The 17,208-nt window shown below is 73.2% G+C and carries 17 protein-coding genes; 10 read left to right on the top strand and 7 right to left on the bottom strand.

Annotated elements, in window-relative coordinates; genetic code table 11:
- Nucleotides 1–217: 217 nt before the first annotated feature.
- Nucleotides 218–1,255, bottom strand: coding sequence for a rod shape-determining protein (locus tag AB0D44_RS32490; RefSeq protein WP_362597892.1), 1,038 nt, complete (start codon nucleotides 1,253–1,255; stop codon nucleotides 218–220).
- A gap of 221 nt (nucleotides 1,256–1,476) precedes the next feature.
- Between AB0D44_RS32490 and AB0D44_RS32485 the strand changes: the two genes are divergently transcribed.
- The gene (locus AB0D44_RS32485; protein WP_362597889.1) at nucleotides 1,477–2,187 is read left to right on the top strand and encodes a triacylglycerol lipase; all 711 of its coding nucleotides are present in this window, start codon (nucleotides 1,477–1,479) and stop codon (nucleotides 2,185–2,187) included.
- Between the two features lie 6 nt (nucleotides 2,188–2,193).
- Here the strand turns inward: AB0D44_RS32485 and AB0D44_RS32480 are convergent, their stop codons facing one another.
- Entirely contained in the window at nucleotides 2,194–2,760 is a 567-nt protein-coding gene (locus AB0D44_RS32480) for a hypothetical protein (RefSeq protein ID WP_362597886.1), read from the bottom strand.
- A gap of 220 nt (nucleotides 2,761–2,980) precedes the next feature.
- On the opposite strand from AB0D44_RS32480, the gene AB0D44_RS32475 reads away from it, so the two are divergent.
- Nucleotides 2,981–3,589, top strand: a complete 609-nt coding sequence (locus tag AB0D44_RS32475) for a hypothetical protein (protein ID WP_362597883.1) — start codon at nucleotides 2,981–2,983, stop codon at nucleotides 3,587–3,589.
- Nucleotides 3,590–3,598: 9 nt separating this feature from the next.
- On the opposite strand, the gene AB0D44_RS32470 is transcribed toward AB0D44_RS32475, so the two are convergent.
- Nucleotides 3,599–4,021 carry a MarR family transcriptional regulator gene (locus AB0D44_RS32470; RefSeq protein ID WP_362597880.1) on the bottom strand — a complete coding sequence of 141 codons (423 nt, stop codon included), beginning with the start codon at nucleotides 4,019–4,021 and terminating at the stop codon, nucleotides 3,599–3,601.
- A 94-nt stretch (nucleotides 4,022–4,115) separates the two neighbouring features.
- On the opposite strand from AB0D44_RS32470, the gene AB0D44_RS32465 reads away from it, so the two are divergent.
- The 3 genes from AB0D44_RS32465 to AB0D44_RS32455 all read left to right on the top strand — a co-directional run bounded on the left by AB0D44_RS32465 (nucleotide 4,116) and on the right by AB0D44_RS32455 (nucleotide 6,539).
- Nucleotides 4,116–5,138 (top strand): NADP-dependent oxidoreductase, encoded by a 1,023-nt coding sequence (locus AB0D44_RS32465; protein WP_362597878.1) that lies wholly within the window; start codon nucleotides 4,116–4,118, stop codon nucleotides 5,136–5,138.
- A 64-nt stretch (nucleotides 5,139–5,202) separates the two neighbouring features.
- Nucleotides 5,203–5,625, top strand: a complete 423-nt coding sequence (locus AB0D44_RS32460; protein WP_362597875.1) for an organic hydroperoxide resistance protein — start codon at nucleotides 5,203–5,205, stop codon at nucleotides 5,623–5,625.
- Nucleotides 5,626–5,690: 65 nt separating this feature from the next.
- A complete protein-coding gene (locus AB0D44_RS32455; protein WP_362597872.1) occupies nucleotides 5,691–6,539 on the top strand; it encodes an EI24 domain-containing protein in 849 nt (282 codons plus the stop codon).
- Nucleotides 6,540–6,556: 17 nt separating this feature from the next.
- Here the strand turns inward: AB0D44_RS32455 and AB0D44_RS32450 are convergent, their stop codons facing one another.
- Complete coding sequence (locus AB0D44_RS32450) at nucleotides 6,557–7,447, bottom strand: NAD(P)-binding domain-containing protein (protein ID WP_362597869.1); 891 nt, start codon at nucleotides 7,445–7,447, stop codon at nucleotides 6,557–6,559.
- A 147-nt stretch (nucleotides 7,448–7,594) separates the two neighbouring features.
- On the opposite strand from AB0D44_RS32450, the gene AB0D44_RS32445 reads away from it, so the two are divergent.
- The 3 genes from AB0D44_RS32445 (at nucleotide 7,595) to AB0D44_RS32435 (ending at nucleotide 11,396) form a co-directional block, all read left to right on the top strand.
- Nucleotides 7,595–7,879 carry a helix-turn-helix domain-containing protein gene (locus AB0D44_RS32445; RefSeq protein WP_362597866.1) on the top strand — a complete coding sequence of 95 codons (285 nt, stop codon included), beginning with the start codon at nucleotides 7,595–7,597 and terminating at the stop codon, nucleotides 7,877–7,879.
- Between the two features lie 201 nt (nucleotides 7,880–8,080).
- Entirely contained in the window at nucleotides 8,081–9,796 is a 1,716-nt protein-coding gene (locus AB0D44_RS32440) for a hypothetical protein (protein ID WP_362597863.1), read from the top strand.
- Nucleotides 9,797–9,809: 13 nt separating this feature from the next.
- Entirely contained in the window at nucleotides 9,810–11,396 is a 1,587-nt protein-coding gene (locus tag AB0D44_RS32435; RefSeq protein WP_362597860.1) for a DUF2142 domain-containing protein, read from the top strand.
- 8 nt (nucleotides 11,397–11,404) lie between these two features.
- Here the strand turns inward: AB0D44_RS32435 and AB0D44_RS32430 are convergent, their stop codons facing one another.
- Both AB0D44_RS32430 and AB0D44_RS32425 read right to left on the bottom strand, forming a co-directional pair.
- Nucleotides 11,405–12,121: a carbon-nitrogen hydrolase family protein gene (locus AB0D44_RS32430; RefSeq protein ID WP_362597858.1), complete on the bottom strand. Its 717-nt coding sequence runs from the start codon at nucleotides 12,119–12,121 to the stop codon at nucleotides 11,405–11,407.
- Between the two features lie 10 nt (nucleotides 12,122–12,131).
- Nucleotides 12,132–12,722 (bottom strand): TetR/AcrR family transcriptional regulator, encoded by a 591-nt coding sequence (locus AB0D44_RS32425; RefSeq protein ID WP_362597895.1) that lies wholly within the window; start codon nucleotides 12,720–12,722, stop codon nucleotides 12,132–12,134.
- Nucleotides 12,723–12,880: 158 nt separating this feature from the next.
- Here AB0D44_RS32425 and AB0D44_RS32420 point away from each other — a divergent pair, with 158 nt between their 5' ends.
- Nucleotides 12,881–15,346 (top strand): glycoside hydrolase family 3 C-terminal domain-containing protein, encoded by a 2,466-nt coding sequence (locus AB0D44_RS32420; RefSeq protein ID WP_362597856.1) that lies wholly within the window; start codon nucleotides 12,881–12,883, stop codon nucleotides 15,344–15,346.
- 109 nt (nucleotides 15,347–15,455) lie between these two features.
- On the opposite strand, the gene AB0D44_RS32415 is transcribed toward AB0D44_RS32420, so the two are convergent.
- Nucleotides 15,456–16,352 (bottom strand): SGNH/GDSL hydrolase family protein, encoded by an 897-nt coding sequence (locus AB0D44_RS32415; RefSeq protein ID WP_362597853.1) that lies wholly within the window; start codon nucleotides 16,350–16,352, stop codon nucleotides 15,456–15,458.
- Nucleotides 16,353–16,600: 248 nt separating this feature from the next.
- On the opposite strand from AB0D44_RS32415, the gene AB0D44_RS32410 reads away from it, so the two are divergent.
- A complete protein-coding gene (locus tag AB0D44_RS32410; protein ID WP_362597850.1) occupies nucleotides 16,601–17,095 on the top strand; it encodes a DUF3145 domain-containing protein in 495 nt (164 codons plus the stop codon).
- The last annotated feature ends 113 nt before the right edge of the window (nucleotides 17,096–17,208 follow it).

Raw genomic sequence — 17,208 nt, 5'->3', positions numbered from 1 at the left:
CCCGCCCCCGCGCGGGGGGCCCGGGGGGGGGGGGGCGGCCCCACGGGGGGGGGGGGGGGGGGCCCCTCCCCCCCCCCCGCTCCGTAGCGCGCCGCGCAGAGCTCGGCCGCCGATTCCACGATGTGCTGGAGGGTCGCGTGCAGCTCCAGCTCGGAGCCGACGCTGAGCACCGCCTCCAGCAGGACGGGGAGGCTCGCCCGCTGCGGCTCGGGATCCGTCATTCGGCCAGCGGGTTGAGGACCATGGGGGCGATCTTCCCTTCCAGCATGGCGCCGAGACCCAGTACGGCGCACACGTCCGGCCGTTCGGCGATGGCGACGGGCATCCCGGTGGCGTCGCGGAGCATCTGGTCGAGGCCGGGCAGCAGGGCGCTGCCGCCCACCATCATGATCCCCTTGTCCGTCAGGTCCGCGACCAGGTCCGGCGGGCAGTCCCGCAGGACCTTGCCGATGCCGTCGAGGACGGCGGTCAGCGGGGTGTGGATGGCGTCCCGCACCGCCGCGGTGTCCACCTGGACGGAACGGGCGAGTCCGGTGGCCACGTCGCGGCCGTGGATGAGGGTGGAGGCGGGTCCCCCGGCGGTGATCCCGTTGCCGTGCAGGGCCAGCTGGAGCGGCCGGACCGCCTGGCTGGGCAGCATCAGCTCGTGCGCGTGGCGCAGGTGCTGGACCACCGCGTGGTCGATGGCCTCGCCGCCGACGGGGATCCGCTCGGCGGTGACGATCGAGCCGAGGGACAGGACGGCCACCTGGGTCGCCGCCGCCCCGCACACCATGATCATCGTCGCGGTCGGCTGTTCCACGGGCAGTCCACAGCCGACGGCCGCCGCGATCAGGGTGTCGACCAGTTCGACGCGGCGCGCGCCCAGCCCGACGAGCGTCTCCACGGCCGCTCGCTGGGCCAGCGGGTCGGCGTCGTGCGGGGTGCAGGCGGCGGCTCGCAGCCGGGGCTTGCGGCGCAGGGCGCGCCGCAGCTTCTCGCCGAGCAGGTGGCGCAGCATCCGCTGGGCCATCTCGATGTCGACGACGGTGCCGCCGGAGACCGGGCGCACGACCCGGATGTAGTCGGGCGTGCGGCCGGTCATCCGCTCGGCGAACGTCCCGACGGCGATGAGTGCGCCGGTCCGGGTGTTCACCGCGGCGGCGCTGGGCTCGTCGACGACGAGGCCGGCGCCCTTGACGTATACGCGGGTCCGGGCCGCCCCCAGGTCGACGGCGACGTGGCAGCGGCGCAACTGCTCAAGACTGACGGTCACGGCAGATCCTCCCGAGAGCGCTGACGCAAGAGGACCGGCGGGGTGCCGGTCGCTTTTCATATCATCTCGGGCTTTACGGACTTACCGCCTGTTGAGCTGCTCCGGCCGGGGGTGCCGCGCGGTCGTTCCGCGCCTGCATGGGGGTGGATTTCTGTACCGACAGGCAGCAGCATGCGCGCACCGCACGCGCTACTGGCCCGTAACAAGGTAAAGGGGACCCGATGCTGACGGCCCGCCAGAGATTGCTGGCACTCCTGACACTCTGCCTGGCGCTACTGGCGCCCCTGTCCGCCCATGCCGCCGACCGGGGGACGGGCCCTGCCCCTGACCAGGCGTCACCGCGCAATCCGGTGGTCCTCGTGCACGGCTACAACGCCGATCCGGGCGTCTGGGGGAGCCTGCGCGAGGACCTGCGGGCCGCGGGGTACGCCGACTCGGAGCTCTTCTCCTGGGGGTACGACACCCACCAGTCGGTCAACGAGGTCCTCTCCGGGCGGCTCGGCGCGTACGTCGAGGAGGTCCGCCGCCGGACCGGCGCCACCAAGGTCGACGTCGTCGCGCACTCCTTCGGCTCGCTGGTGAGCCGCTGGTACGTGAAGTTCGGCGGCGGCGCGGCGACCGTGGACCGGTGGGTCTCCCTGGCCGGGCCCAACCGCGGCACCTCCACCGCCTGGGCCTGCGCCCTGTGGGACCAGGCGTGCAGGGACATGACCCCCGGCTCCTACGTGGTCAGGAACCTGAACGGCGGGGACGAGACGCCGGGCGCGGTCAGGTACGCCACCTTCTGGTCGAACTGCGACGAGGTCGTCAATCCGGACGACAGCGTCCCGCTGGCCGGGGCGGCCAACACGCCGGTCGGCTGCCTGGGCCACAACGACCTGCTGGGGGACGACGGGACCTCGGCGGGCGTCCGGGCCTTCCTCGCCTCCTGAACCGTCTCAGGCCTCGTCGACGGCGACCCGCTGGAGCAGGCCGTACGTGAACTCCGCCACGCAGGGCCTGCCCCGGTCGGTGAACGCGAGGCGCCAGCGGGTCGGCGCGGTGCCCTCCATCGGCCGTACCGGCGCGAAGGACCGCGCCACCTCGTCCACCGTCGCCGACCAGGGCCGCAGGTCGTCCGCCGACTCCAGTACGGGTCCCGCCGCGCCGGGGGCCCGTACCAGCCACTCGTTCCACACCGCCCCGTCCGGCGCGGCCAGCACCTCGAAGCGCAGGTCCGGCCAGAGCGGCACCGCCCACAGGAGCGCCTCGCACTCCAGGTCCCCGATCCTGCGGGGCTCGGCGGACTCCGGCGGGCCGAGCACCGAGCGGTAGCGGGCCAGCGCCCCGCGGGACCGCGGCGAGCGGACCATGGCCTGCCAGCGCTTGTTCGCCTCCCGCTGCTCCGCGAGCGAGGCGCCGAGCCGCCGGCGGGCCTCGTCGGCGAGGTCCGGCTGGAAGTCCGCCATGCGGCGCAGCAGCACCAGTTGGAAGGCGGCCGGCCCGAAGGGCCCCCGGGGGCTCACAGAGGGGTTCGCTGTCACAGGACTCCACGATTCCACACAGGATTCTCACGTTCCCGGGATCCGGATGTTGCCGCGGACCACGTAGCCTGCGGGCCCTATGGACTACTGCCCCGCTTGTCGGAGGCACCTCAACGGCGCACTGGCGTGCGCCGGGTGCGGAACCCCGGCCGAATACCTGTTGCCCGCGCCGCCCGTCGCGCCCGCGGCGCCTGCTGCCGCGGTGGCCGGGCCCGCGCCGCAGTCCACCCTGGCCGATGTGTACGCGGACTCGCTCGTCGTGCTGTCCGCGCCGAACGAGCGGCGGCCCGGGGCGCGCCGCCGCGCCACCCACCGCAGGCGCCGCCGGACCGTGCTGACCATGGGGCTCGGGCTGCTGCTCGCCACCGCCTGCACGCTGGCGGTGGCGAGGATGGCCACCGACGGGCAGCGCAGCGACCGGGCCGCCACGGTGGTGCTGACCGACGACGGCCCCCAGCAGCCCGCGCCGCTGCCGGACGCCTCGACCCCGCGCGCCCCCGCGGCCGTGGCCTCCGGCAAGGCCTCCGGGGCGGCGAAGGCCACCGGGGCCGCTTCGAAGTCCGGCGGCCCGGCGGCGGAGGGCACGGACGGCGCCGCGCAGCCGGGACCGGCCTCGTCCGCCCCCGCGCCGGCGACCTCGGGGCCGGCGTCCGCGACCCCCGGCCCGGGGGGCTCCGTAAAGCCGAGCGGCTCCGTAAAGCCGACGCCGACCGGCGCCGCGACGACGACGCCGTCAGGGGTGCCGACCTCGCCTCCGCCGAAGCCGCCGCCGGCCGACGACGACTGCTGGTTGTTCTGCGGCTGGTTCTGAGCCGCGAGCTCAGCCCAGCATTCGCCTGAGCAGGTCGCGCAGGGCCGTCCGCTCCTCCGCCGACAGACCGGCCAGCGGTTCGCGCGCGAAGTCCAGCGACTCGCGCAGCCGGTCCGCGGTCTGCACGCCCTCCTCGGTGGGGGCCGCCAGCTTGATCCGCCGGTCGGCGGGGTCCGGGCGGCGCTCGACCAGGCCGCGGGTCTCCAGCCGGTCCACGATGCCGGTCACGTTCGAGGGCTCGCAGCGCAGCTTCTGCGCGATGCGGCGCATCGGCATCGGCTCCAGGGTGAGCATGTTGAGCACCTTGGCCTGCGCGCCCGTCAGCTGGTGGCTGGCGGCCGCGTGCTCGTACTCCATGTGGTAGCGGGCCACGACGTCGCCGATGAGCTCGACGACCTCGACGGTCACTGGGTCTGTGCGACGACTGGGCATGGATCCAGAGTACCCACTTACTTGACAACATGAAATATCCAGGCGCATGGTTGTTTCACCTAGTGAAGCAATCCGTTCTTACCAGGAGCGCCGCATGTCTGAGATTCCCGCCGTGAGCCGCGAGTGGCACCTCGTCCGTCGCCCGCAGGGCTGGCCCGTCGCCGAGGACTTCGCCCTGCGCGAGGTGCCCGTGTCGTCCGAGCCCGCCGCCGGGCGGATCCTCGTGCGGAACCTCCACATGTCGGTGGACCCGTACATGCGGGGCCGGATGAACGACGTGAAGTCCTACATCCCGCCCTTCCAGCTCGACGAGCCGATGCAGGGCGGTGCGGTCGGCGAGGTCGTCGCCTCCGCCGCCGAGGGCTTCGCCGTGGGCGACCACGTCCTGCACCACCTGGGCTGGCGCGAGTACGCGGAGCTCGACGCGAAGTTCGCCACCAAGGTGGACGCCTCGCTCGCCCCGCTCTCCGCCTACCTCGGCGTGCTCGGCATGCCGGGCCTGACCGCCTACGCCGGCCTCTTCGAGGTCGCCTCCTTCAAGGAGGGCGACTCCGTCTTCGTCTCCGGCGCGGCCGGGGCGGTCGGCAGCCTGGTCGGCCAGTTCGCCAAGATCAAGGGCGCCTCCCGGGTGATCGGCTCCGCCGGCTCGGACGAGAAGGTGACGCTCCTCACGGAGAAGTACGGCTTCGACGCCGCCTTCAACTACAAGAACGCCCCCGTCGCCGAGCAGCTCCCCGCGTCCGCCCCCGACGGCGTCGACGTCTACTTCGACAACGTCGGCGGGGACCACCTGGAGGCCGCGATCTCCTCCATGAACGTGAACGGCCGGGCCACCCTGTGCGGCGCGATAGCCGGCTACAACGACACCGAGGCCGCCCCCGGCCCGCGCAACCTGATGCAGGTGATCGGCAAGCGGCTGCGCCTGCAGGGCATCCTCGTCAACGACCACGCCGGCCTCCAGCAGCAGTTCGTCCAGGACGTCGCCGGATGGCTGCGTTCCGGTGAGCTCCGGTACGACGAGACGGTCGTGGAGGGCGTCGAGAACGCGACGTCCGCCTTCCTCGGGATGCTGCGCGGCGAGAACACCGGAAAGATGATCGTTTCTTTCACCGGTTAGGCTCTCTGCACACCGTTGTGACCGTGGGCGCGAGTCGCGACGATTACCAGGAGGATCTTCTTACATGTCCATCCAGCAGTCCGATGTCGCGTACACCGCTGTCGCCACCGCCGAGAACGGCCGTGACGGCCGCGTCGCCACCCACGACGGCTCGCTCGACGTCGTCGTGAACCCGCCGAAGGAGCTCGGCGGCAGCGGCGCCGGCACCAACCCGGAGCAGCTGTTCGCCGCCGGCTACAGCGCCTGCTTCCAGGGCGCCCTGGGTGTCGTCGCGAAGAACGTGAACGCCGACATCTCCGGCTCCACCGTCACCGCCGAGGTCGGCATCGGCAAGAACGACGAGGGCTTCGGCCTGATCGTCAAGATCTCCGCCGTGATCCCGAACGTGGACGCCGCCACCGCCAAGGAGCTCATCGAGAAGGCCCACGAGGTCTGCCCGTACTCCAAGGCCACCCGCGGCAACATCACGGTCGAGCTCGCCGTCTGATCCGGCACCGCTCTACGCAGGCCGCACCCCGCTCCGGGGTGCGGCCTGCGTCGTAAACTGGCGCCATGCGTGATCTTGCGGGGGGATTCGGGTATCTGCTGGCCGGACAGCGGTGGGTGCTGCGGCACGGACGGTGGCTGGGCTTCGGGCTGCTGCCCGGGCTGGTGTCCCTGGCCCTGTACGCCGGCGCGCTGGTCGGGCTCGGCTACGGCGCCGACGACCTCGCCGCCTGGGCCACCCCCTTCGCCGACGGCTGGTCCGCGCCCTGGCCCGGGCTCTTCCGGGGCTTCCTGACGGCGCTGGTCTTCTGCCTCGGGCTCTTCCTCTCGGTGATCACCTTCACGGCCGTGACCCTGCTGATCGGCCAGCCCTTCTACGAGTCCCTCTCGGAGCAGGTCGACCGCAGCGAGGGCGGCGAGGTCCCCGAGTCCGGGCTTCCGCTGTGGCTGGAGCTGTTGGTCTCGGCCCGGGACAGCGTGAAGGTGCTCGGCCGCGTGCTCCTGTACGGGATCCTGCTCTTCGCCCTCGGCTTCCTCCCGCTCATCGGGCAGACCGTGGTCCCGGTGCTCGGTTTCTGCGTCTCCGGATACTTCCTGACCCACGAGCTCACCGCGGTCGCCCTCCAGCGCCGGAAGGTGGACCTGCCCGAGCGGCTGGCGCTGCTGCGGTCGCGGCGGATGCTGGTGCTCGGTTTCGGAGTGCCGCTGGTGCTGGCCTTCCTGATCCCGCTGGTCGCCGTGTTCCTGATGCCGGGCGCGGTGGCCGGCGCCACGCTGATGGCGCGGGACCTGACGGGCGCCGACCAGGCTCCCGGTGCGCAGACCGACGGCGGGGCCGGGCCCGGGGCGGGGCCCGCAGCCGGGCCCGAGGTCACGGCCGGAGGCTTCGGTCCGCCGCCGCCCCCGTACGCGTGACCACCGGATGCGCGTGATCAGCGGCGCCCGAGCAGGGTGATCGCTCCGGCCGTGTCCTCGGCCCCGTGCGCGGCCGGATCCGCGTCCAGCCGGCGGCGCATGAGCTCCAGGTAGGGGGAGATCAGCTCGGCGCTGACCCCCTGCTCCGCGGCAGTGCGCAGCAGGGTGCCGCTGCTCGCGACCTGCATGGCCAGGTTGGACACCACCCCGGTGGTGAAGTCCCCCGAGGCGAGCCGCTCGGCGGCGTTGCCCACGAAGAAGCCCATCGCGCCGAGCCACTCGGACAGCAGCGGCGCCAGGTCCTTCGGGGAGACGTCCTCGCCGTCGATCAGCGCGTAGGCGTGCGAGATGCCGGCGAACATGCCGTACATCGCACTGAGCAGCGCCACGTCGTGCAGCGCGGCGTGGCCGGGGTCCTCCCCGACGAAGCGGGCGCCGGCCGGGACCTCCAGGACCGCCCGGTGCGTGTCGAACAGGGCGCGCGAGCCGCTGTAGAAGACGTACCCGCCGGCCTGGGGGGCCCCGATCATCGTCGGGGTGGCCATGATGCCGCCGTCGACGAACCGGGCCCCGCGCTCCTGGGCCCAGGCGGCCCGCGCGCGGCCCTCGGCCGGGGTGCCGGTGGTGAGGTTGACCAGGTCCTTGCCGGTCAGGTCGATGCCGTCCAGAGCGGAGCCGACGCTGGGGTCGTCCAGCAGGCAGACGACGACGAGCCCGCTCGCGGCCACCGCCTCGGCGGGGGTCGCGGCGACCGCGGCGCCCTGGTCGGCCAGTGACCCGGCCTTGGCGGCGGTGCGGTTCCAGACGGTGAGCCGGTGCCCGGCGGCGAGCCAGGTGCGGGCCAGGGCGGTGCCCATGTCGCCGAGGCCGAGCAGGGAGAGTGCGTTGCCACGTGTGGTGTCGGTCATGGCGTTTAGCCTGTTGGCAGGACGTGAGGCGCTCAAGTACGCACCTTGGAGTGGGTGGTTACCCCGGGGTGAGCGAGCAGGTGGGAGGGGTGCGCGATGGCGGTGGCACGGAGGCCCGGTGCGGATCACTGCGGGATCGCCGCGGCGATGTCCGTGATCGACGGCAAGTGGAAGGTCTCGCTCCTGTGGGAGCTGGAGCAGTGCCCGCGCCGCTTCGGCGAGCTGCGCCGCCTCGTGCCGGGCGTTTCGGAGAAGGTGCTCACCGCGCAGCTGCGCGAGCTGGAGACGGACGGCATCGTGCACCGCCGCGTCTTCGACGAGGTGCCGCCGAGGGTCGAGTACTCCCTGACCCCGCTGGGCCAGGAGCTGAACGGGGCCCTGGAATCCCTGGGGCAGTGGGGTGCCAAGCACCTGCTCGCGGATTCCGCGTAGGCCCGGGTCCCCGGTTCCGGGCCCTCCTTTACCCCTACCGGGCCCGTAGTATGCATGGCAGCAAGTGCCAAGGCTGTCTCCCACTGCCCTCGAGTCCGCCCGGCCCATGGCTTCGGCCGCGGGGTCCGGCCCCGGGCAGCGGCTTGCCGAGCACGACAGGCCGCCGGGCCGAGGACCGACCAGCAGTAGGGACACAGAGCAGTGACAGTCAGTACCGAGGGCACGGCGACCGTGCTGCCCCCGGGCGGACCGGCCGCGTCCGCCCGCCCGATACCGGCCGTCCGGCGCGGGGTCCGCTCCCGCGGCACGCTCCTGCTCGCCGAAGCCGTCGTGGCCTTCGCCGCGGCGCTGGTGCTCCCGCTGCTGGCCCGCGGCTTCAAGCTCGACCCCTTGGACCGGATAGCCCAGGTCAGCGGCCTCGCCGCGATCCAGCTGCGGTTCGCGCTCGTCGGCCTGCTGTTCATCGCCGCGGTGGCGCTGGCCCTGCGGCTGCGGGGCGGGCGGCACTTCGACCTGGCCGCACGGATCGCCTCCGCCGCCCTCGCCGGTCTGGCCAGCGGCTTCGTCGCCGCCGGGGCGGTCCTCGCCCTCCACGGCACGCCCTGGCCGATGTTCGGCCTCAACGGCGACAGCGGCCGCATCGTCGAGTGGGCCCACGCGGTGGCCAACGGCCGCCCCTCCGGCTCCCCGGTCTACCCGCCGGCCCCCCTCTACACGCTCGGCTACTACGCCGAATGGTTCCGCGGCGGCAACACCGCCTACGCCTTCAAGGACCTGCAGATCCTGGGGGCCGCCGCCTTCGGACCGCTGGTCTACCTCGCCTGGCGCATGCTGCTCAGCCCGGTCCGGGCGCTCGCCTTCGGCGTGGCCCCGGCCTTCGCGCTGATCGACGCGTACAAGCCGTACAGCCAGACCGTCCTCGTGCTCCTCGTGCCCGTCCTGGTGGCGCTGGTGGTCTCGCTCGGCCGCAGCGCCGCGCAGGGATGGCGGCCGCTCCTGGTCAAGGGCGCCGGATTCGGTGCGCTGCTCGGCCTGCTCTTCCTCACGTACTCGGGCTGGTTCCTGTGGAGCGCGGCGGGCGTGTTCTTCGCCGCACTGCTGTACTTCCCGTGGCGGGCCGGCCGGCTCGGCCGGCTCAAGGGCGCGGCCTTCCTCGGCACCACCCTGGCGGCCTTCCTCGTCGTGGCCGGGCGCTACCTGATGGTCATGCTGACCGAGGGCCAGACCACCAAGGACTACAACTTCCGGTTCGACAACTTCACCGACCCGGCGTACTACCTCATGTGGCGCACCGACATGCCGGGCAAGGTGGGCGAATGGCCGCCGCCCGGCGAGTACGGCGGGGTCGGGCTGTTCGCGTTGGTCACCTTCGTCTGCCTCGGCGCCGCGATCTGGATGGGCATCCGCAGGCCGATGGTGGTCACCATCGCCGCCATGTTCATCAGCGCGTGGGTGATGCGCATGTACATCGCCTCGCACATGTACGAGACGCAGACCGTCCAGCTCTACACCCGCACCAACAACCAGCTGCTCTACTGCGGGCTGGTGCTGTGCGCGCTCGTCGCCCACCTGGTCTCGCAGCGGATGGCCGCGCGCAGGGCCGGGACCGGGAACGAGACCGGGCCGCAGGCGCAGGCCGCGGCCGGGTCTCCCGGCTCCGCGGGCGGTACGGCGGGCACCGGTTTCCCGGCCCGCGAGGGCGCGGTGATCGGAACCCTGTGCGCCCTGCTGCTGCTCCTCGGCACCGTGTCCTCCTCGATGTCCGACCGCTACATGCCGGCCAAGGAGAACACCTACCGGATCCTGCCGTGGGTGTCGCACACCATCACGGAGAAGGACGGGAGCTGCCCGAAGTACGCCCCCGGCGGGGTGTGCTCCAAGGACGGCGACCAGAGCTGGCTGAGCTTCATCCGATGACTCGAGGGAACCGATGATCTCCGCACTGACGCGGCTGGCCGACTGGTCGGCCAGAACACCCAAGCGGCTCTGGCTGATCGCGTTCGCGCTGTTCTTCGCGCTCGCGGGCTCCTGGTCCGCGGCCAGCCCCCTCGGCAGCTCCCCCGACGAGCACGCGCACTTCATCCGTGCCGCCGCCGTCGCCAGGGGCCAGATCGGCGGGACCCAGGTCATGGTCCCGCACACGGTCGCGGGCATCGAGGGACAGTTCGCCGAGGCCGGGGTGCAGCTCCCGGAGTGGTACCGCAACCTGCCCACGATGCACGAGTGCTACTCCTGGCACCAGTCGAGGCCCGCGTCCTGCGCGCCCTCGCTCGGCAGCTCCGAGAAGATCGTGCAGGCCACCACGGCGGCCGGCCGCTACCACCCGGCCTACTACCTGGCGACCGGCTGGCCCAGCCTGCTGGTCGACGGCCCCAAGGGCCTGTACCTCATGCGCTTCGTCTCGGCGCTGCTGTGCTCGGCCCTGCTGGCCAGCGCCGTGGTCACGGCCGCCGAATGGCGCAGGCGCTCGCTGGCGATGCTCGGCGTCCTCGCCGCGGCCACGCCGATGACGCTGTACATGGCGGGCATGGTCAACCCCAGCGGCGGTGAGATCGCCGCCGGGATCCTGGTGTGGACGGCCCTGCTGGCGATCGTGCTGTCGCCCGATCCGCGGCTGCTGAACCGCCGGCTCGCCCGGCTGGGCATCGGCGGACTGGTACTGATCAACATCCGGCCGCTGGGACTGATCTGGTTCGCCGGGGCCGTGTTCTTCTGCCTGCTGCTGACGCAGCGGCGCGGCGTGCTGGGATCGGTGCTGCGCCGCAAGGCCCTGTGGATGTGGACGGCCTTGTTGGGCCTGGCGACGGCCGGGGCGCTGTTCTGGGCGGCCCGGCACCCGGACAACTCGAAGATAAGCATCCCCGACTCGCTGACCGCGGGCGTGGCGGCCAAGCGCACCCTGGGCAACACCGAGGTGTACGTCCGGCAGATGCTCGGGTTCTTCGGCTGGCTCGACACCCCGGCCCCGGCCTTGATGTACGTGGTGTGGATGGCCGTGCTCGGGACGCTCGCCGCACTGGCGCTGGTCTACGGCCGCACCCGCGAGGTGGTGGCGGTCTTCGGCATGCTGGCGGCCATCGTGCTGGTCCCGGTGGCCGCCCAGGCCTCGGAGGCGGAGCGGATCGGGATGGTGTGGCAGGGCCGCTACCTGCTGCCCTTCGCCGTCGGCCTGCCGCTGATGGCCGTCCTGATCTGTGCCACGCGCGCCCCCGAACGGGGCTTCCGGTGGCGGCGGCTGGTCGGCTTCGCCGTCGCCGGCCTCGCGCTGGCCAACGCGGCGTCCTTCTACTGGACGCTGCGCCGCTTCACGGTCGGCACCAGCGGCTCGTGGGTGGCGACCCACGCGCACTGGGCCCCGCCCGGCGGCTGGGTCCTGTGGACCGGCGTGTACACCCTGGCGGCCTTCGCCATCGTCGTGGCGGCCCTGCTGCCGGACCGCGAGCCCGTGGCGCCGCAGCCGCCGGACCTGGAGACCCCGAGCCCCGGCCGCTACGCGCGGGTACCCGAACCCGCCTGATCCGCCCGTCAGGTGGTGGCGCCGACCTCGGCGCACACCACCGACGGCGTCCGGTCGTCCGCCTCCGCCAGCAGGCTGCCGTCCGGGGCCCACACGGCCGCGCCGCCGCAGCCGGTCCACGGGCCCGACCGGCCGACGTGGTTGGCGAGGACGACGTACAGGCCGTGCTCCTTCGCGATCCCCGGATGGACGCTCGCGCGCTCGTGGACGCCCCCGCCCGTCCCGTACAGGGACGCGGCGAGGTGCACCCGGCAGCCGTCGGCCGCGCCCCGGCCGGACAGCTCGGGGAAGTGGTTGTCGTAGCAGATGCCCAAGGAGAAGCGGATCCCGCCGAGTTCGAACCGCCCGTCGCGGTCCCCGGGCCGGAAGACGTCCTGCTCGTGCCCGTAGAGGTGCTGCTTCACGTACGTGGTGAGGTGCGCGCCGTCCCCGTCGTGGACCAGGGTCGCGATGGCGGGCCGCCCCCCGCCGGCCGGGATCGCGACGTTGACGGCGGTGGCGATGCCGGCGGAGCGCAGCGGATCGAGCCGGGGATCGTCCTCGGCCGTCCACAGTCCGGGGTCGGCGGCCAGCGCGTCCAGCTCGTACCCGGTGAGCGCGAGCTCGGGGAACACCACCAGCGCCGCGCCCTGTTCGCGGGCCCGGACGGCGAGGGCGGCCGCCTGCGCGGCGTTCGCCCGGACATCGGCGGGTATGCAGGTCAGCTGTGCTGTGGCGATCTTCACCGGGCCCAGCCTAGTGCTTGTCGTCGACGCTCCGCGGGGCCCCCAGCAGGGTCAGGAAGGAGCGGAACGCCGCGGGCATGTCCACCGATTCGGGGGCGAGGAGCCACTGGTACTGGAGGCCGTCCATGACCGCCGTCAGGAGCGGGGCGGCCTGTTCCGGGGTGAGGCCCGAGGGGAGGCGCTCGCCGAACTCGGCGCGCAGGACCGCCGCCATCTCGCCGCGCACCTGCGCGTAGCGCTCGGTGAAGAACTCCCGGGCCGGGTGCCCGTCGGTGACGCTCTCGCCCAGCAGCGCCGAGAAGGTCTGCACGATGCCCGGGCGCATGGCGTTGTACTCCACCAGGGAGGCCAGCAGGTCCAGGCGCCAGGTGCCCGCCGAGGCGCGCGAGCCGCCGCCCGTGTCCCAGCGGTCGCGTTCCTCGAGCACCGCGACGAGCAGGGCCTCCTTGGTCGGGAAGTAGTGCAGCAGCCCCTGCTGGGTCAGGCCGACGCGCTCGGCGACCGCGCCCAGCGACGCGCCCCTGTAGCCGCGCTCCGCGATCACCTCGACCGCCGCGCGGACGATGTCCTCGCGCCGCTCCTCGCTCCTCGCCCTGACCATCGCCCGGCACCCCTCTTCGTCCACGTCTGTCGGCAGCACCGTACGCACCGTACGACATTCGAATGTCACGAAAACATTACGAGACCTACCGCTCTACAGGCAACAGGTCCACGATGGGGGCACCGCACCGCACCGCACTCGAATGAGGAGGCACGGCCGTGACCGATGCCGATCAGGTCCGCACCAGCGTCGTAGAAGAGGCGCTCGGCAAGCTGGACCTCGACACCAAGGCCCGACTGCTGGCCGGCCAGGACATGTGGTCCCTGCCCGCCGTGCCCGAGATCGGGCTGAAGTCCCTGGTCATGTCCGACGGCCCCATCGGGGTGCGCGGCGTGCGGTGGACCGCCGACGACCCGTCCGTCGCATTGCCCTCCCCGACCGCGCTCGCCGCCGCCTGGGATCCTTCCCTGGCCCGCCGCGCCGGCCGGCTCCTCGCCCAGGAGGCCCGCCGCAAGGGCGTCCACGTCCTCCTCGCCCCCACCGTCAACCTGCACCGCTCCCCGCTCGGCGGCCGCCACTTCGAGTGCTACTCCGAGGACCCGTACCTCACTGGCGTCGTCGGAGCCGGGTACGTGAACGGCGTCCAGGACGGCGGGGTCGGCACCACCGTCAAGCACTTCGTCGGCAACGACGCCGAGACCGAGCGTTTCACCGTCGACAGCGTCATAGCCCCGCGCCCGCTGCGCGAGCTGTACCTGGCCCCCTTCGAGGCCATCGTCGAAAACGCCCACCCCTGGGGCATCATGACCGCCTACAACCAGGTCAACGGCACGACGATGACCGAGCACCGGTACCTGGTCAACGAGGTCCTGCGCGGCGAGTGGGGCTTCGACGGCACATGCGTTTCCGACTGGATGGCCGCCCGCTCCACCACCGGGGACATCGAGGGCGGCCTGGACGTGGCCATGCCCGGCCCGCAGAGCGTCTACGGGCCCGCCCTCGCCGAGGCCGTCCGCGCCGGCGAGGTGCCCGAGTCCGCCGTGGACGAGGCCGTGCGCAACGTGCTGCGCCTCGCCGCCCGCGTCGGCATCCTGGAGGGCGCCCCCGCGGCCGTCCCCGAGCCCCCCGCCCCGGTGGACGGCGAGGCGCTGGCCCGCGAGCTCGCCGTCCGCGGCTTCGTCCTCGTGCGCAACGAGAACGGCGCCCTGCCCCTGGACGCCGCCTCCGGCCGGACCGTCGCCCTCATCGGCGCCGCCGCCCGCGATGCCCGCGTCCTCGGCGGCGGCTCGGCCGCCGTGTTCCCCGCGCGGATCGTCTCCCCGCTCGACGGCCTCGGCGCCGCCCTCCCGGACGGCGCGCTGACCTACTGCGTCGGCGCCGACCCCTCCGAGGAACCCGCGCCCGCCGACAAGGGCTTCGAGCTGCGGGCCGTCTGCCGCGACGCCTCCGGCGCCGTCCTCGGCGAGGGCAGCCTGCCGACCGGCCAGATCCAGTGGATCGGCGACGACCTGCCGGCGGGCGCCACGTACGAGACCATGGCGACCATCGAGGTCACCGGCACCTTCGTGCCGCGCGACAGCGGCGAGCACACCTTCGGGACCCGGGGGCTGGGCGCCTTCACCCTCGCCGTCGCGGGACGGACCCTCTGGGAGGGCGTCCAGGAGATGGGCGACGAGGCCGACCCCTTCGAGGCCTTCTTCGGCGCACCCAGCGAACGCGCCCGGATCGACCTCGCCGAGGGCGAGCCCGTCGAGGTCTCGCTGACCTTCCAGGTCCCCGACATGAGCGCGATGCCGCTCAAGGCGATCATGTTCTCGCTCCTGCACCTCGGGCCGCGGCGCGACGCCGAGGAACTCATCGCCGAGGCCGTGGAGGCCGCCCGCGCCGCCGACACCGCCGTCGTGGTGGTCGCCACCACCGACCGGGTGGAGTCCGAGGGCTTCGACCGCAAGGACCTCGCGCTGCCGGGCCGTCAGGACGACCTGGTGCGCGCCGTCGCCGCCGCCAACCCGAACACCGTGGTCGTCGTCAACGCCGGCTCCCCGGTCGAGCTGCCGTGGCGCGAGGAGGTCGCCGCCGTGCTGCTGACCTGGTTCCCCGGGCAGGAGGGCGGGGCCGCGCTGGCCGACGTACTCCTCGGGGAGGCGGAGCCGGGCGGGCGGCTGCCCACCACCTGGCCCGCGCGGTTCGCCGACGCGCCCGTCACCGAGGTCGTGCCCACCGAGGGGCGCCTGGAGTACCGCGAGGGGCTCTTCATCGGCTACCGGGCGTACGAGAAGCACGGCGTCGTGCCCGCCTACCCCTTCGGGCACGGCCTGGGCTACACCGACTGGGCGTACGAGTCCCTCGAGGTCACCGCCACCACGGCCCGGGTCCGCGTCACCAACACCGGCACCCGGCCCGGCCGCGAGGTCGTGCAGGTCTACCTGGCCCCCGCGGCCCCGGACTGCGACAGCGCGCCGATCGCGGCCGTGGAGCGCCCGGCCAGCTGGCTGGCCGCCTTCGCGGGCGTCGAGGCGGGCCCCGGCGAGAGCGTGGAGGCCGAGATCGCCCTGCCCGCCCGGGCCTTCCGGATCTGGGACGAGGAGGCCGGCGGCTGGCGGCGGATCGGCGGCAGCTACGAGGTCCGCGCGAGCCACGCGCACGGCGACACACGGCTGACGGCCACGCTCCACCTGGCGTGACGCAGGGTCACGACACGCCGCAAGGACGAAATGGCCGGAAATAACCCCTGCCGCGTCCCCTGGAACCGGACCGGAGGCGGGCCCTGACACCCGCCTCCGGTCCGCCGCGTCAACGTGGCGGCTGCGCCGCCGTCACCTGTCGGTGCGCCAGTTCCGCCAGCCGCGCCTGTCCGTCCTTGCCCGGATGGAACCAGTCCCAGCGGCTCAACTGGTCCGTCGAGAAGGGGTACTGGAAGACCGCCCCGCCGTCGTAGCGGCACAGCGCGTCCTTCGCGCACACCTCGCGGAGCACTTCGTTGTACTCGACCACCCGCGCCCGCACCTGCTCGCGCCGGGTCTTCGCCCCCGGGCCCGCGGCCAGCGGCTCGGCGAGCATCGACTGGCAGATGCCGAGGCTCCAGACCCTGCGCACCATGGGGTCGTCCTTGCCCTGCTCCCACAACCGCTGGAGGTCCGGGACGCTGGAGACGTACACCTGGGTGGCCGGGGACGAGGCCCGCAGGCCCGCGAGGGCGGCCTCGAACCCGGACCGGAACTCCGCCACCGGGGTCATCGACGAAGCCGTCGGCCGGCAGGCGTCGTTCGAGCCCACCATGACCGTGACCAGGTCGGGCTTGTGTGCGGCCGCCTGGGCCAGCTGCCCCGGCAGGTCCGCCATCCGCGAGCCGGTCACCGCGAGGTTCCAGCTGCGGGCCGGTGCCTCGGCGTCCCCGAGCAGCCGCGCCGCCAGGGAGCGGACCGCCGGATCGCTCCCGGTGGCCCAGGAGACCTCGGGGCAGTCGGCCAGGACCGAACAGGCGTCGAAACCACGGGTGATGGAGTCGCCGACGGCCGCGATCGAGGCCGGCGCCGTGTTCCAGCGGGGCGCGGCCTGCGAGCCGCGCTCGCCCTCGTCGCCCGAACCGCCCGGCCCGCACCCCGTCAGCGCCCCGGCCAGCAGGACGGCCGCCGCTCCCGCGCCCGCGAGGGTCCGGTGCGCGCGGCGGCGCGGAGCGGTGGTGCGCATCGGATGGTCCCCTCCTTGACGCCCCGCCTCGTCCGGGGGGTCCTGCTGAGTGAAAGCTCTGTGTTTGCCGCCCTCGGAGCGACCGTACGTCACACCATGACCCCTGACGCACGGTAGCTTTTTCCCGTGGCGTTTCGGCCGCAGGTCCCGTAGCGCAATGTCAAATAATTTCCGTTACATTACATCACGTCACATACTGTCCGTTTTCTGGAGTTTATTCCCGACCTCGTCCCACACTGGAGGTCCCGGTGACGACACGTGGAGTTCTGTACGTGCATTCCGCACCGCGCGCGCTCTGCCCGCACGTGGAATGGGCTGTTGCGGGCGTGCTCGGGGTGCGGGTGAACCTCGACTGGATCAGGCAGCCCGCCTCCCCGGGCACCTGGAGAGCCGAGTTCTCCTGGCAGGCCGAGGCGGGGACCGCCTCGAAGCTCGCCTCCGCGCTGCGCGGCTGGCACCTGCTGCGCTTCGAGGTGACCGCGGAACCCTGTCCGACCGCCGAGGGCGAGCGCTACAGCTCCACCCCCGACCTCGGCATCTTCCACGCCGTCACCGGCATGCACGGCGACATCCTGATCCCCGAGGACCGGCTGCGCGCGGCCCTGGCCCGGTCCGGCCGCGGCGAGACGGACCTGGAGGCGGAGATCGCCAAGCTGCTCGGCAAACCCTGGGACGACGAACTGGAGCCCTTCCGCTACGCGGGCGAGGGCGCGCCCGTCCGCTGGCTCCACCAGGTGGTCTGAATCCGACGTGAAGGGGCCCCGCCCCGGGCGGGGCGCGGGGGGGGCCCGCGCGGGGGGGCGGGGCGGCGGGGGGTGAGGGGGGGGGGGGGCGGGCGGAGGGGTTGGGGGGGTGG

Source organism: Streptomyces sp. NPDC048349, assembly GCF_040651925.1.
In the GTDB taxonomy this organism is placed as follows: Bacteria; Actinomycetota; Actinomycetes; order Streptomycetales; family Streptomycetaceae; genus Streptomyces.
The sequence above is the reverse complement of the archived record's forward strand: the minus strand, read 5'-3'. Positions and strand labels throughout refer to the sequence as shown.